This is a genomic window from Nocardioides sp. CPCC 206347, from assembly GCF_048654605.1.
Classification (GTDB): Bacteria; Actinomycetota; Actinomycetes; order Propionibacteriales; family Nocardioidaceae; genus Nocardioides.
Map to the genome: position 1 here is coordinate 65,365 of NZ_JBMCYZ010000002.1, position 14,600 is coordinate 79,964.

11 protein-coding genes and 1 pseudogene are annotated in these 14,600 nt (G+C 66.4%); 3 read left to right on the forward strand and 9 right to left on the reverse strand.

Translation table 11 applies throughout. The features are described 5' to 3' along the window. Positions 1 to 4: 4 nt before the first annotated feature. From ACOACQ_RS06440 to ACOACQ_RS06450, 3 genes and pseudogenes are all read right to left on the reverse strand, one after another. A pseudogene (locus ACOACQ_RS06440) lies at positions 5 to 415 on the reverse strand (alcohol dehydrogenase catalytic domain-containing protein); the annotation flags it as partial. Between the two features lie 139 nt (positions 416 to 554). After that, positions 555 to 1,271 (reverse strand): TetR/AcrR family transcriptional regulator, encoded by a 717-nt coding sequence (locus ACOACQ_RS06445; protein WP_420287900.1) that lies wholly within the window; start codon positions 1,269 to 1,271, stop codon positions 555 to 557. A 41-nt stretch (positions 1,272 to 1,312) separates the two neighbouring features. Further along, positions 1,313 to 2,911, reverse strand: coding sequence for a long-chain-fatty-acid--CoA ligase (locus ACOACQ_RS06450; protein ID WP_420287901.1), 1,599 nt, complete (start codon positions 2,909 to 2,911; stop codon positions 1,313 to 1,315). A 58-nt stretch (positions 2,912 to 2,969) separates the two neighbouring features. On the opposite strand from ACOACQ_RS06450, the gene ACOACQ_RS06455 reads away from it, so the two are divergent. After that, the gene (locus ACOACQ_RS06455) at positions 2,970 to 6,017 is read left to right on the forward strand and encodes a cytochrome P450 (RefSeq protein WP_420287902.1); all 3,048 of its coding nucleotides are present in this window, start codon (positions 2,970 to 2,972) and stop codon (positions 6,015 to 6,017) included. A gap of 36 nt (positions 6,018 to 6,053) precedes the next feature. Here ACOACQ_RS06455 and ACOACQ_RS06460 read toward each other — a convergent pair whose 3' ends face one another. Both ACOACQ_RS06460 and ACOACQ_RS06465 read right to left on the reverse strand, forming a co-directional pair. Further along, the gene (locus tag ACOACQ_RS06460) at positions 6,054 to 6,788 is read right to left on the reverse strand and encodes an alpha/beta fold hydrolase (protein WP_378595966.1); all 735 of its coding nucleotides are present in this window, start codon (positions 6,786 to 6,788) and stop codon (positions 6,054 to 6,056) included. Positions 6,789 to 6,838: 50 nt separating this feature from the next. Next, positions 6,839 to 7,327 carry a hypothetical protein gene (locus ACOACQ_RS06465; RefSeq protein WP_378595967.1) on the reverse strand — a complete coding sequence of 163 codons (489 nt, stop codon included), beginning with the start codon at positions 7,325 to 7,327 and terminating at the stop codon, positions 6,839 to 6,841. Positions 7,328 to 7,755: 428 nt separating this feature from the next. On the opposite strand from ACOACQ_RS06465, the gene ACOACQ_RS06470 reads away from it, so the two are divergent. Beyond that, the gene (locus tag ACOACQ_RS06470; RefSeq protein ID WP_420287903.1) at positions 7,756 to 8,787 is read left to right on the forward strand and encodes an alpha/beta hydrolase; all 1,032 of its coding nucleotides are present in this window, start codon (positions 7,756 to 7,758) and stop codon (positions 8,785 to 8,787) included. Positions 8,788 to 8,997: 210 nt separating this feature from the next. Here the strand turns inward: ACOACQ_RS06470 and ACOACQ_RS06475 are convergent, their stop codons facing one another. From ACOACQ_RS06475 to ACOACQ_RS06485, 3 genes are read right to left on the reverse strand one after another with little or no spacing between them, the layout of a single operon-like run. Beyond that, positions 8,998 to 9,963, reverse strand: a complete 966-nt coding sequence (locus tag ACOACQ_RS06475) for an LLM class flavin-dependent oxidoreductase (protein ID WP_378595969.1) — start codon at positions 9,961 to 9,963, stop codon at positions 8,998 to 9,000. Positions 9,964 to 9,996: 33 nt separating this feature from the next. Beyond that, on the reverse strand, positions 9,997 to 11,826 hold the full coding sequence (locus ACOACQ_RS06480; RefSeq protein WP_378595970.1) for a CocE/NonD family hydrolase: 1,830 nt from the start codon (positions 11,824 to 11,826) through the stop codon (positions 9,997 to 9,999). A gap of 46 nt (positions 11,827 to 11,872) precedes the next feature. Further along, entirely contained in the window at positions 11,873 to 13,048 is a 1,176-nt protein-coding gene (locus ACOACQ_RS06485; protein WP_378595971.1) for an alpha/beta fold hydrolase, read from the reverse strand. A gap of 174 nt (positions 13,049 to 13,222) precedes the next feature. Here ACOACQ_RS06485 and ACOACQ_RS06490 point away from each other — a divergent pair, with 174 nt between their 5' ends. Further along, the gene (locus tag ACOACQ_RS06490) at positions 13,223 to 13,939 is read left to right on the forward strand and encodes a flavin reductase family protein (protein ID WP_378595972.1); all 717 of its coding nucleotides are present in this window, start codon (positions 13,223 to 13,225) and stop codon (positions 13,937 to 13,939) included. Between the two features lie 10 nt (positions 13,940 to 13,949). Here ACOACQ_RS06490 and ACOACQ_RS06495 read toward each other — a convergent pair whose 3' ends face one another. Further along, complete coding sequence (locus ACOACQ_RS06495) at positions 13,950 to 14,597, reverse strand: CGNR zinc finger domain-containing protein (RefSeq protein ID WP_378595973.1); 648 nt, start codon at positions 14,595 to 14,597, stop codon at positions 13,950 to 13,952. Positions 14,598 to 14,600 lie beyond the last annotated feature (3 nt).

The window sequence follows — 14,600 nt, forward strand, 5'->3', positions numbered from 1 at the left end:
ACTGGCCGAACCAGTGGGCACCGATCGGTGACCCGGTGCTGTCGAGCGCGCGCTGCTCCCCGGTTCTCGAGCGGCCGACCATGTTGCGTCCCCAGAAGGAGCGACAGTACGCCGGATGGCCCTCGCCGCAGGCGGTGCACTTCCCGCAGTGATCGAAGGAGAGAACGACCGAGTCGCCGACGGCCACGTCGACCACCGCGTGGCCCTTCATGACGACGACTCCGGACCCTTCATGGCCCAGGATCAGCGGTGGCGCCGCCATGAAACCGTCGTGTCGGGGGAGGAGGTCGGTGTGGCAGAACCCAGAGCCTGCGATCTTGACGAGGACTTCGTCGGGACCGGGGCTGGCGAGGGCGACGTCTTCCAATCGGAAGTGTCCACGGCGTTCACGTAGCACCGCGCTCTGAGCTTGCATCCGGACTCCTGTGATTGACCGTGCGTACGGTCAATCGTACCGTGGAAGCCCACACAACGCCACCACGCAAGGGAGCTCCCCGGAGTGTCGAATGACACCCCGGGGAGCTCGAGACGCGCTGCTGGGTGGAGCGGGACTGTCAGGCGACGGTAGAGGCCGCGTCCTCGGCGACAGCTGCGATCGCGGCGCGCACCGTTCGCGCGGCCTTCCCCTGTGCGTCGCTGAGCTGGGGCAATCGCCTGCGGTTGATCAACAGGCTCCCGAGGGCGAGGTCCACGAACGCGCTGCAGATTGCCTCGATGGGACGCTCCCCGTCGGGATGGAACCACGTCCATGCCCACTGCGCCGAGCCGAACAGCAGCAAGGCGTCCACCGTGGGGTCGACCTCACGGAACTGGCCACTGTCGATCCCGGACTGGATCACGTCGCGGAATCGGGTGAAGTACGTCTGGCGAAGGTCGGCGCCCTTGGCCATGGATTCCTGGCCGGCGAGGCGGACCACCTCGCGCTGGAACGCGACCGTCGCGGCCCGGTCGACCTCGTGGTAGAGCAGGAACGCGTGGAGGGCGGCTGCCACCTGCTCGACGGGGTCGTCGAGCTCGGCAAGGATGTAGTCCAGCTCCGCCAGTCGTCGTGTCATGTACGACTCGTGGAGGGCGGCAAGGATGCGGTCCTTGCTGCCGAAGTGGTGAACGATCGTCCCCTTGGAGACGCCGAGCTCGTTGGCGACGAGGCCGAAGTTCACCCCGTCGTAGCCGATCTCGGCGATGTGGCGGGTGAAAGTGTCTAGAATGTCGTTGTATCGACCTGCGCCACTGACCACGAGAAGTACCCCTCTGTTTGTCGCACGGTTCATGCTTGTGTGCAGGAGTCTACCGCCACTGACCGCACATCCGGTCATGCAACGAGCGACTTGAGTTCTCGCTTGAGGACCTTGCCCGTCGGGTTTCGCGGCAGCTCGGTGACGAACGTGATGCCGGTCGGGCACTTGTAGTGCGCAAGGCGCTCGCGCGCAAAGGCGATGAGTGCCGCCGCGTCCGGTGTCGACGAGCCTCGGGGTGTGATCACCGCGTGCACGGTCTCGCCCCACTTCTCGCTCGGTACGCCGATGACTGCCACCTCTGCGATGTCGGGATGTTCGATCAGAACTCGCTCGACCTCCGCGGGGTACACGTTTTCGCCGCCGGTGATCACCATGTCCTTGACGCGATCCTCGATGAACAGGTAGCCGTCCTGGTCCATTCGTCCGGCATCGCCAGTCCGGAGCCAGCCATCGACGAAGGCCTCATCGGTTGCCTCCGGCTTGTTCCAGTAGCCGGCCATCGTTTGCGCAGACTTGACCCAGAACTCTCCGACCTTGCCGACCGGAACGTCGCTGCCCGTGCTGGGGTCGACGACGCGTACCTCGTTGCCGGTCAGGGGGCGCCCGGCGGATGCGCGAAGGTGCTGACGATCGAGGTCTCGGTGCTCTTCGGGGCCGAGCACGCAGAAGACGCCGGACATCTCCGTCATGCCGTAGACGGAGTAGAGGGGTGTGCTCAATGCGTTCAGGGTTGCGTCCATCAGGGGGCCCGGCATGGGCGAGCCGCCGTACCCAATGACTTCCAGGCCCTTGGTGGCCTCGGCAACGCCCTCCTGTGCGAGGAGCATCTGGATGACGGCAGGCACGAAGAACGCGTGGGTGATGTTGGCATCAACCACGAGCTTGAGGATGTCGGCGGGTATGACCTCACGTGCGATGACTGTGCGTCCCCCGGCGCACATTCCGCCGAGTGCCCAGCAGGTACCGCCGACGTGGAACATGGGCATCGCGACCAGGTTGACCGTCGACTCGTCCATCCCATAGGCAGGCAGAAGGGCTTCGTTGTGCGCCGCGAGGCTGCTCTGTGTCAGCATCGCGCCCTTCGGCCGGCCAGTCGTGCCGGACGTGTAGAGCTGGAGGAAGCAATCGCTGGGCTCTGACGGGTGGCGATCCTGCAGCGGGCTGCCGCAGGCAACGAGCGATTCATATTCGTCCTGGTCTCCCCCGAGGATCACGATGCGTCGAAGGTTGGGGAGTTCGGCGCGGATCGAATCAACGGTGCCAGCGAATTCGGCACCAACGATGAGTACCTCTGCCGTCGAGTCGTTGATGAGGTACACCAGCTCCTCGGCCGAGAGCCGGAAGTTGACGACCGCGTGCGCGGCACCGAGCAGCGACGCGGCGAACGTCGTCTCGAGACAGGCGGGGTGGTTCTTGTCGAGGAAAGCGATGCGGTCTCCCGGCCCGATGCCCTCGGTGCGAAGGGCGCCAGCGAGGCGAAGGATCCGGTCGTGCAGCTGGCGCCAGGTCCACGTCTGCTCCCCGAAGACAAGTGCGGTGCGGTCCGGCGACGCTGCCACGGCTCGCTCAATGATGTCGAAGATGGCGGGGGGAGTAGCGGTCATGTTCCCTGTGCTCCTGACTGTACGTGCGGTCAATGTGACGCCACTGTAAGGGTTCGTGACGACTGACACAATAGTTGACTGACCGTGCGTACGGTCACTAGCCTTCGGTCATGAAGGATCCGCACTCGTGACCGCCGCGTTGCACGACGTCCTGACCCCGTCCCTCTATGGAAGCGGGATCCCTCACGACCTGTACCGCGACCTGCGTCGCGAGCACGCGGTGGTGTGGGTGGAGGAACCGGCGACGGCCTCTTTCGCAGGAGGGCGCGGATACTGGCTCGTGCTGCGGCACGCCGAGGTGAGTCACGTGTCACGGCACCCCCAGGACTACTCGTCCTGGCGGGGCACCAGCTTCCTTCGTGACCAGCGACCCAGTGACATTGCCGTGTTGCGCCGCATGATGCTGAACATGGATCCGCCCGAGCACACCGCGCTGCGAAAGATCGTCAATCGTGCGTTCACGCCCAAGACGATCCGAGCGCAGTTGTTCGACGCCATCCAGCGGCACGCGCGCGAAGTGGTTGATGCCATCTGTGAAGCAGGGGAGACCGACTACCTTGCGACCGTTGCGGCAGAAATGCCGCTCCTCGTGCTGGCTGACGTCCTCGGGATTCCGCCAGAGGATCGCAAGCTGCTGTACAGCTGGACCAATCGCCTCGTGGGAATCGACGACCCTGAGTATGGGGCGGACCCGCAGGCCTTCCTGTCGGCGTTCACCGAGATGTTCGCGTACTGCCGCGCGGCCACGACGCAGCGGCGTACGAATCCGACCGCTGATCTCTGGAGCACGGTCGTCAACGCCGAGGTCGACGGTGAGTACCTGTCGGACGGCGAACTGGACAGGTTCTTCCAGCTCCTCGTGATCGCCGGGAACGACACGACCCGCAATCTCCTGGCGAACACGATGCTGACGCTCTCGCAGCACCCGGACCAACTGCAGCTCCTCAGGGACGACCTGTCGTTGTTGCCCGGCGCGGTCGAGGAGGTGCTGCGCTTCAATCCGTCGGTCATCCAGTTTCGCCGGACCGCCACCAGGGACCTGGAGCTCGCGGGTCAGCAGGTTGCCGAGAATGACCGGGTCGTCATCAACTACGCATCGGCCAACCGCGATGAGGCCGTGTTCGACGAGCCAGATCGCTTCGACATCACTCGCGACCCGAACCCGCACATCTCCTTCGGGGACGGCACGCACTACTGCCTCGGTGCCAACCTTGCTCGTCTCCAGGTGCACACCGTGCTCAAGGAACTGTTCACGAGACTCCCGGACATCGATGTGAGCGGCGATGCACGGCACATGCAGTCCAGTTTCATGAACGGGATCAAGTACCTGCCCGTTCGCTTCACACCTGCGTCGAAGCGCGGACCGCTGGCGGCGCCGAACGTGGACCCGGCGAGTTCCGTCGGTGCAGGTGAGAGTCAAGGACTGCCCGTCGACGTCGCAGTGCCGGAGCACGGGACGCCGATGCTGGTGCTCTACGGCTCGAACTTCGGAACCGCTGAGGACGTCGCGAGCGACCTCGCCGCTGCCGGGCGTCGACGCGGATTCGAGGTTCGCACTGCTGCCTTGGACGAGGCTGTGGAGGCCCTGCCCACCGAGGGTGTCGTCATGATCGCCACCGCGACGTACAACGGCACCCCGCCCGACAATGCGGTGCGCTTCGCCGAGTGGATCACCGCGAGTTCGCCCGATCTCTCCGGCGTCAGGTTCAGCGTCTTCGGCTGCGGAAATCATGAGTGGGCGCCCACCTTCCAGGACTTCCCTCGCCTGATCGACGACCGGTTGGTTGAGCTGGGCGCGACGCGGGTTCACCCTCGCGGTGAGGGCGACGTCGCCGATGACTTCGACGGCGACCTCCAGGCGTGGGACGCGGCATTGTGGCCGGACGTCGCCCGAGTGTTCGACATCGATCTGAGCGAGGTCGCGCCCTCGACCGTCTCCGGACTCCGCATCGAGTTCCTCCCCAGCGACCTCGCCAATCCGTTCGTGCAGTCAATGAACGCACGGCCCATGAGAGTTCTTGAGGTCCGCGAACTGACTCGGCCCGACGGCCCGTTCCTGACCCGTCCGGTCCACCACATCGAGCTCGAACTGCCGGCTGACCTGTCGTACGAGGCTGGCGACCATCTCGGGGTCATCGCGCGCAACAGCACGGCCCTCACTGCTCGGGTGGCCGATCGTTTCTCCCTTGACCTCGACACCTGGGTCCGGCTCGATGCGGACAACGGGTTGAGCACCTTCCTGCCGGTGGGGCAGAGGGTGACTGTCGGGGAGCTGCTCAGCGACTTCGTGGAGCTTCAAGGCGTCGCGGGCCGCCGTCACGTGACATGCCTCGTGAACCACACAGAGGATTCGGAGACGCGTCAGCAACTCCAGGGTCTCCTCGACGGCGACACGTACCGCGACCAGGTACTGGGTCGGCGACTCTCGGTTCTCGACCTGCTGGAGCTCCATCCCGCCTGCCGTCTCCCGTTTGCGGTCTACCTGGAGCTTCTGGGCCCCCTCACGCCGCGGTACTACTCAATCTCGTCCTCGGCGAGGGTGCAGCCGGACAGGTGCTCCATCACGGTGGGATCGCTGATCGACGAAGCGCGTTCGGGAAACGGCACGTTCTACGGCGTCTGCTCCAACCACCTGGCCGAGCAGCAGGCAGGTGACGTCGTACACGCCTTCGTCCGGGACACGTCGAGTGCCTTCCGGCTGCCCAGCGACCCGAGCCGCCCGGTCCTGATGATCGCCTCGGGTACCGGCCTTGCTCCCTTCCGTGGGTTTCTGCAGGAGCGGGCAGCCGCCAAGGAAGCGGGAGTGGCCCTCGCCCCCGGTCTCTTGTTCTTCGGGTGTCGCCATCCGGAATCGGATGAGCTCTACCTGGGCGAACTCGACGAGCTCGCGGCAGCAGCGGACATCGAGATCTTCCGTGCCTACTCGCGTGCCACCGACCTGGACCGCGGGTACGTGCAGGACCTCGTGCGGCAGGAGGGTGGATCGGTCATGGATCTGCTCGACCGGGGAGGAATCGCCTTTGTCTGCGGAGGGACGGCGATGGCTGAGGGCGTCCGGGCAACGCTCCTCGAGTTGCGCAGCGCAATGCACGGTGTCACGCCCGACCGGGCCGCGGAGTGGATGCAGAACCTCACCCGTGACCGGCGTTGGCTGGTCGATGTATGGGCCAGTTGACGTGTCAAACGAAAGGGTTCCGCCGAGGCGCGCCGCTCAGCTCACGCGACGGGCGCCCCGCGTTCGTTCCGCGGTCTCGACCAGGATCTTGGCGACCTCGGCCGGCCGGTCGATCATGAGTTCGTGACTGCCGTCGACGTCGTACGCTCTCCAGTCATCGGACGCTCGGGCCAGGTCTCGGTTGGTCAGGAAGTGCGGCAGGCTGCCCCAGCCTGTGGCGAAAACGTACGTGCGGTCCACAGCCTCGTGGGCGCCGGTGAGGACGACCTTGTCGGTCGCCGTCCTCGCGGCCTGGGGGGTGAGCTGGCGGTCGACCCACTCGCCGTCCGGACCCAGCAGGCCGAACATCGCAGCAGGCGGCGGCGGCACGGGAGTCACGCCGGGCTCGGCAGGCGGCCAGCCGAGGTCTTCGAGTGACTGGCCGTCTTGGGGAATGAAGGCGTCAAGGTAGATCAGCGATCGAATTCGCTCCGGCACGGCGTCCGCAACGGCGGTGGCGACGATCCCTCCGAACGAGTGCGCGACCAGGACGATGTCGTCGAGCTCTTCCCAGCGGATCAGGTTCAACACGTCGGCCACGTAGACGTCCAGACCGATCCCGGGCGCATCGAGATGCGACCGTTCGGCGAGACCTGTGAATGTCGGCGCATGGACCACGTCTCGGGCCGGGAGGTGCTCGATGACGCGACGCCAGCACCAGGCGCCGTGAAACCCGCCGTGGAGGAGAAGGAATGTCGTCATGGATTGCTTCCCTTTCACAAAGGCGTCCATCGAGATAGGTCTCGGGGTGCCCGCCCCACGAACGAGCGGGCGATGCACGGCTACTTCACCACGGAGGGGAGGCAATCGCTTTCGAGGACTGTGTTGCCAGCGAGGTCGACGACACGAGCGATGACGTCGTAGCGCAGGCCGTCGACGAACGGTGCGCCGCGGCTGATCTGGAAGTGCAGCGCGCCCGCGCCGCCGTTCGAGGTCGTCAGGGTCGGGTCGCCCGGGAACGGCAATGCCGTTGTGCCCGTGCAGACCCCGTCCGGGTTGAGGTCGACCCAGCGCAGGATCTTGTAGCCCGTGTTGGGTGCGAGGCCGTGCACGTTGACCGTCCCCTGGCCGTCGAAGGTGTCGGGCCCGACGACGTCGTGTGCGGTGGGCGAGATCCCGATCGTCCCGCCGCCGCTGCCGCCGCCGACGGGGGTGAGCTTGCTTTGCGTCCCCGGAAGGGCTTGAGCGGCCCCGGCGAATGCACCGCTCACCGCGACGAGAGCCGCGAGGAGCGTGATGGAGGGCGCAGCGTGGAACTTGATGGAACGCATTGTTTTCCCTTCGACATGAAGTGCTGCGGCAGCCCTGTGGGTTGGCCGCGTCTACTCCGGATTCGGATACCTGCGGGTTCGATGACGCCGAGGACCCCGATGTGATCGACAGCACTTGAGACTGAACTGTATGCTATTTGCCTCTGTCGTCAAGGATTTGCGGCGAAGTTGGCCATCCGAGCATGGCGGCCTCTTGTGTGACGCAAGCAACATCGATACGGTTCAGTCTTCCGTTGGTGACGACAGATGGGCAGGTGCGACCGATGATGAGGGCGCGAGTTTCCGGGCGGCGCTCCCGCCTGACGTGGATGGTTGGTGCGATGGCGCTTGCGTGTGCCGCTCCCGCGACGGCGTGGGAGCCGGCGCACGCTGGACCTGCAAGCGACCCCGTCGTCGTCGCATCATCAACGGCTCCCAACAACGACCGTGTGTGCGAGACCAGCCGGATCCCGGTCGATCTTCAGCCGGGCATTGTGGTCACGCCTGGCAGAGGTCTGGGCCTGACGTTCGATCAGGAGGTGAGCGGCCAGTACCTCTGGGTGAAGCTCTGCCTTCCGGCGGGCAGGGTTCCGCGGGGCGTTCAGGTGCTTGTCCACGGGATCACCTACGACCACCGCTACTGGAACATCGCAGATCCCGCAGACCCTGGCGCCAACACATACTCGTGGGAGTATCACGCCACCCGCGCCGGCTACGCGACGGTTGCGATCGACCGGCTCGGCAGCGGTCGCAGCAGCCACCCACTGAGCGCCTTCGTGGACATCACGTCGAACTCGACCGCTCTCCACAACCTGGTCCAGGCCCTCCGTGCAGGTGACGTGCCAGCCCCAGGCGGCCACCGGGTCGTGTTCTCGGAGGTCGCGCTGGTGGGTCACTCTGGAGGCAGCCTCATCAGCATGATCGAGGTCTCCCGCTTCCGGGATGTCGACGCCGTGATCCTCACAGGCTTCAGCCACAAGATGAATGTCGATGCGATGCTCAACATCGCCGCTAGTTCGTACCCGGCGGTCCTCGACGCGCAGTTCGCTGGGACCCTGCTGGATCCCGGCTACCAGACGCCCCGCCCCGGCACGCATCGCCGCCTCTTCTATGCGCCCGGCACGGACGTTGACTCGCGCATCATCGAGCGCGACGAAGCGACCAAGGGCACCTACACCGTCGAGGAGATCGCCAGCCTCCCCGTGGTCTTGTCGACCCGCCTCGAGATTGACGTGCCAGTGCTGCTCGTGAACGGCACGTTGGACGGCATCTTCTGCAGCCAGTCCCTCCTTGACCTGGGGACCGACTGTTCCTCGGACGCGCGCGTCGTCGCGCAGGAACGCGCCTACTTCCCCGACGCGCCGTCGGTCACTTCGGTCCTCGTGCCTGGTCTGGGACATGACCTGAATGCGTTCCGGCAGGCGAGGACCGCCTTCCAGGGAGCGAACTCGTGGCTCCAGGCGACCATGCCTCCCGAGTGAGGAGAGCGGCGAATGCTGAAGTGCCAGGGTTCGCCGTAGTTCCACCTGGTCCGGCGTTCTGTGGTTGCTCTGGATGACCCGAGAGCGCATGGGCCTCGATGTGCGATGTCTCCGACGAGACGTCGTCACATCGAGCTTGACCCCGCTTGACCGCGTGGCACGTGGATGTTCACGGCCCGGCCGCCGCGGGTCGAGCCAGGCGTGGAGACCTCATCCGAGCGCTTTGGCGAAGGCCTCGAGCTCACCCGGGACATCGGACCCAGACGACATGATCCCGAGTTCGGTGACGCCTTGCCCGGCGAGGTCCTCGACCTGCGCTCGGAGGGCTCCGGCGTCACCCGTGAACGTCACGTCCCTGATGATCGCGCTCCCGCCTGCATCCCAGGCGGCGTGATCGGCCTCGTTGAGGTGCATCAGGTGACCGTCATGAATGGCGAAGTGCCGGTCCTTCTCGGGGGTCTTCTCGATCACGTCGGCCCACGCGTCCCCGCCGGGCAACGCAGCGCGCACGGCGCCGAGACCACCCTGAAAGTCGTGGACGGCGTGGTAGCTGATCGCCCAGGCGCCTCCCGCTGCCGAGCGCACGTGCTCGGAACCGAGGTCCTCGCCGTCAGCGAGCACGGTCCCGCCGACCTGGACGACGCTCCAGTCGAAGTCCGCCATGCCCGGAACAGCGTTCCCGAAGGACATCAGGCCATCGAGCTCCAGTGATCGAGCGATGTCAAAGCCCTTCGGCCCCATGGCCGACAGCAGGACGGGTACGTCGCAGGCCGCATGCGCAAGGTCATCCGGGGCATCGAACATGCGCATCTTGGCACCCTCCCACTCGACGATCTCACCCTTGATGAGACCGCGGTAGGCGACGATGTAGCGCGACACGAAGTCCCAGGGCAGCGCGTTCTGGCCCATTGCCCTGCGGCCGGTGAACCCGGTCCCGAAGGCGACGGCAACACGTCCCGGCGCAAGCGTGGCGAGCGTCGCGGTTGCCGCGGCTGCCGACATGGGATGGCGAAGGCTCGGCACCAGAACGCCGGGGCCGAGGCCGATTCGGGTCGTCCGCTCGGCAGCGCGCGCCAACGTCATGAAGACATCGGGGCTCTGCTGTGGCGTGTCAAAGATCCACGCTCTCTCGTACCCGAGATTCTCGGCGATGGCGATGTGGTCTGGGGTGTCCATCGTGGGAGCGAAAACGCAGGAGAGCTTCATCTGTCAGTCCGTTTCCTGAGGGTGGGGAGACGCCGGATGTGACGCACTGGTACCCGTTCGCGCGTCCGAGCCGCTGCGTGCGCCCGGAACCACCGGGAGGACAACGCGAGAGGCATGGGTTCTGTCGTGCAGGATGGTCTGCTGGGCCCTTTGCGTGCGCGCCGCCACCGCCGGACGGTCGCCGGTATTGGTGTTGCGGTCCCAGCGGGGAAAGTCGCTGGAGGTCACGAGTAGTTGCAGAGCATGCCCCGCCTTGAGGACATGACTGATGTTCCCCAGCTCGATCGTGAACTGGTAGACCTCACCGGGAACCAGCAGGGCCGGCTCGTCGTAACTGTCGCGAAAGCGGCCACGCACGAGTCCTTCGGCGAGGTTCTGAACGAATCCGTCGGGTCGCACGTCGCACAGGATCGCGACGAAGTCGGTGTCGACCGCGTCGGTCGACGCGTGCAGTTCGAGCTGCAACGGTCCGGTGATCTCGAGGTCCTCGGGCAGCGGAGCGGAGGTGTAGTGCAGGACGTCCTGGCGTCCCGCCTTCACGCGCTGGTCGCGCACGCCGCCACCGACGTACCGACCCCCGGCGGAAGGTACGGGGTCCTCCGGGTCGTAGACGTAGGTGTCGGGCGCCTGGGCTTCCTCCGCCCGACCGAGCTCCAGGGTTCCTCCGCCCTCGGCGCCGTTGGCGTCGCCGTTGCTGTGGAGGTACCAGGACGTGGTCCGCGCCCGCTCGAGCGGCCACGCTTCCTCGTGGCGCCACGTGTTGTCACCCATGACGAAGAGGCTCACCGGGGGACGCGGAAGAGCGGTGCCTCCATCGCGGACGTAGTGGTGGAACCACTCGAGCTGCGTCTGCAGCAAGGGGAAGGCGGCCTCGGGTCCGAAATCGATGTCTCCCGTGCCGCCCGAGGTGGGTTGGCTGAACGGCAGCAGGTGGGACCAGGGACCCATGAGGAGCGCCTGGTTCTCCCGCGCCGTCACGGACATGGCGTGCTCGCTGATCCCGCGGAAGTACTGGGGTGTGTCCCCGTTGGCGATGTCGTACCACGAGCCCACGTGCAGCATTGGCACGTCGATGTTGTGCAGTTGCCGCCGAAGGTCCACCGCCCACCAGTAGGCGTCGTCCTTGTCGTGGTGGAGGATGTCGGCGAGGAAGGGCGCTCCAGCTCCGAACCTGTCGATCCAGTCCGTCAACGGCAGGTGACGCAGCGCCTCGTCGGTGAGGGGCGCGAACCGGACGTCCGGGTCACTCTTCATCTTCTCGAGCTCGGCCAGACGACGTGTGTCCCCGAGCTTGGTGAGCACGTCGGTGGCCATGTTCATGAAGTAGCTGAGCGTCCAGCTCAGCTCGAGAGCGCCCCGGTTGTACCAGTAGTTCTCGAACGCGCCCAGGTACGCCGAGACGGGTACCGCCGTGACGAGGTGCGGTGGACGCTGGCTGGCAGCGAGGTACTGCGAGAGGGCTCCATAGGACTGGCCGAACATCCCGACCCGCCCGTTGGACTGGGGGAGTGAGGCGGCCCACTCGACGGCGTCGTACCCGTCGCGCGCCTCGTAGACGAAGGGATGCCAGACGCCTTCGGAGCCATGACGTCCGCGGGTGTCCTGCACCACGACGAGATACCCGTGGGAGGCGAAGAAGTGGGCTTCGTTGAAGGCCTCGGCGAGGTCGTTCTGGGTCCTGCCGTACGGCGTCCTGCGAAGCAGGGTCGGGAACTTCGCCACGCCACGTGGTTGGTAGACGTCGGCGTAGAGCCGCTTGCCATCCCTGGTCAGCATGACGGCGCCGCGTTCGACGATCACATCGAAGGGGCCGCGTTCGTCTTCAAGGGGCACAGGAGATTCCTCGTTCGATGGGGCTGGTGGTCTGAAGGAGGCTCGTTCAGGGCCGGGCCGTGCCACTCCACAGGTAGCCGTCGCCGATGCCGGTCATCGTGCGCTCGCGCAGCTCGGCAGAGAACGCCAGTGCTGCTTCAAGCGGGCGGTGGTGGATCGCGACGCGCGCGATCAGTCCCGTGTCGTCGCGTTCCAGCACGGTGACGCCTTCGAGCGCAATGCCGGAGTGGGTGGTCGCGTGCCACTCGAGGAAGGTGAGATGGCCGCTCTGGGCCTGGTGCACGAACTGGAGGTCCTGGTAGATCTGGCTGGCTTCGCCCATCACGAACGAGACGTCGTCGCGCCCGACGACGGGGCGGTACAGCACGGACGCATGCAGGACCACGTCCACCGCGAGGGTCGCCGCGAACGAGTCGTCCCGCTTCTCCTCGAAGGCGCCGGTCCAGGCCGCTTCGGTGACGTCACCGGCTCCGCCCTCACCCGCGGCGAGCACGCTGTCCAGGAAGGAGACGAGCTCGGCTGCCACCGCGTCCGGCGCTTCGACGTGCGGCCAGTGACCGACGCCGGGCAGGTTGCTCTGGACCGCGTCCGCGAAGCGTGACTCGATCAGTCCGAGGATGTCCTTGTTGACGAACGGGTCGTCGGCGCCGGAGAGCACCAGGGTCGGCACGGTCGGCGGAGCCTGTCCGGCGGCGCCGGGGTCGCCCGCCGCCCATGCATCGAACCAGCCTTCGACACGCTCGCTCGGTACGTCGACTCCGATCCGGACAAGGTGCTCCAGACCATCGGTGCTGAGGGCGACGGACAGTTGGGTGCGCAACGCCCGCTGGATCTCTGCGTTCCCACCGCAGCCTCGCAGGGGCCCCGCCACCTCGTCGGGGAGGGCCAGCCCTCCCAGCGGGACGGGAGCAACGAGCACCAGGGCTCGCACGCCGTCGCCGAGAGCGCGGGCCGACAGCTCGGCCACCTGCGCGCCCATGCTCTGTCCCACGAGCACGACCCCGTCGGAGCTGTCTTCGTCCAGTGCCGCGGTGGTGGCCGCGACCACCGTCGCGGCGAACTTGTCGAGTGTCAGCTCGTCGTCATCGGCCAGGAGCGCAGGGGCGATCGTGCGGAAGCCTTCGGCCTCCAGGGCCGGCGCGACGTCGCGCCACACCGTCGGGTTGTCGAGATATCCGTGGATCAGGACGACAAGGGGTCGGTCGGGCAGCTCAGTAGTCACGGTTCCTCCTCGGGATTGACTGAACCGTACGCTCGTTGCCTGCGTCACACAAGCGGGATCTGAAACTTTGCCCCAGATTGCGGCAACGTGGGCGCGAAGCGATCTTGACGACAGAGGTGTCTGCTATACAGTTGCGTCTCACTGCAAGCCAATCCGACTGTGAGGCGAGACCTGATGATCATCGATGCGTCCGATCTGGACGCCGAAGCCGGCTACAAGCTCTTGATTGGCACGATCGTGCCGCGGGCCATCGGGTGGGTGAGCACTCAATCCACCTCCGGGGTCGCCAACCTGGCGCCGATCTCCTTCTTCACAGCAGTTGGGCGCAAGCCGCCCATGGTCTCCCTGTCCATGCAGCCTCGCTCCGACGGGACCCTGAAGGACACGCTGCTGAACATGCGCGAGACCGGCGAGTTCGCCACGAACCTGGTGACGCTGCCGAACTCGCACGCCGCCCACCGCAGCGCCTTCGAGTTCCCGCCCGACGTCGACGAGTTCGACGCGCTGGGTCTCGAGAAGGCCCCGTGCGAGGTGATCAGCGTTCCCCGCGTGGCGTCGGCACCCGTCTCCTTCGAGTGCACCGTGGAACGGATGATCCCCGTGGGCGAGACCGACTTTGTCGTGTGGGGCGAGGTGCGACGGTTTCACATCCGCGACGACGTCTGCCTGGACCGTGACGGCGGCTACCGGGTCGACACCGCGGCGCTGCCGGTCGTCGGACGGCTCGCCGCCGAGTACACGCTGGTGAACACTGTGTTCACGACGCCGCTGCAGGACGACCTGCTGCTGGGCCACTCGGGCAGCCGCATGAAGCGGCTCGACGTGCTCGATGAGGACTTCTCGCCGGTGGACCAAGCGTCATGGTCGGCGTCCGGATCGGTGGTCGAGTAGCACCTCGCGGCTAACTCGCCTGTGACTCGGTGCCTGCCTGCCCAGTGGCGCGGCGCCGCGCACGCGATGCGCGAAGGTTGGCCGCGTTGCCGCATGTCCGTACGTCGTGCCAGACGCCGCTGTTGTTGCGCGACCGGTCGTAGAAGACTCCGCGGCACCGGTCGTTCTTGCAGCTCTTGAGGCGTGTCCACGCCCCGGCGTCCTGGGCGCGCCCGATCTCGAGTGCAACCGGCCCGAGCAGCATTCTCCAGCCGCGGCCCTTCGGCTTGAAGTACACCGTGCCGTCGGGCTCGAATCGAGCTTCCACGCCTACTTGCAGATCGGCGAGGCCGGCGCGTGCGCCGTTGTCAGCCACCGTGTCGCCCCCGTCGAGATGCGTGCGAAGGGATCCGATCAGCTCATCGCGCACCCGTCGCAGGATGGTCAGATCCCGGTCGGTGAGCGTGCCGAGGTCGACCTCGTCGAGGACCGGGGCGCTCCACTGTCGAGCCCACGCGGTCAGCGCGTCGCTCAGCCACTCCGTCGCCAGTGAAGGGTCGGAGAGCAGGTCCGGTTGGCGGGGGCGACCGGCGGAACCGGTGCTGAGGAAGTCGTGCACGAGTGCAAGTCCGTCGGGGGCCACGTCCAGCCCGTATCGCGATGTTGCCGTCCAGGTCATGCG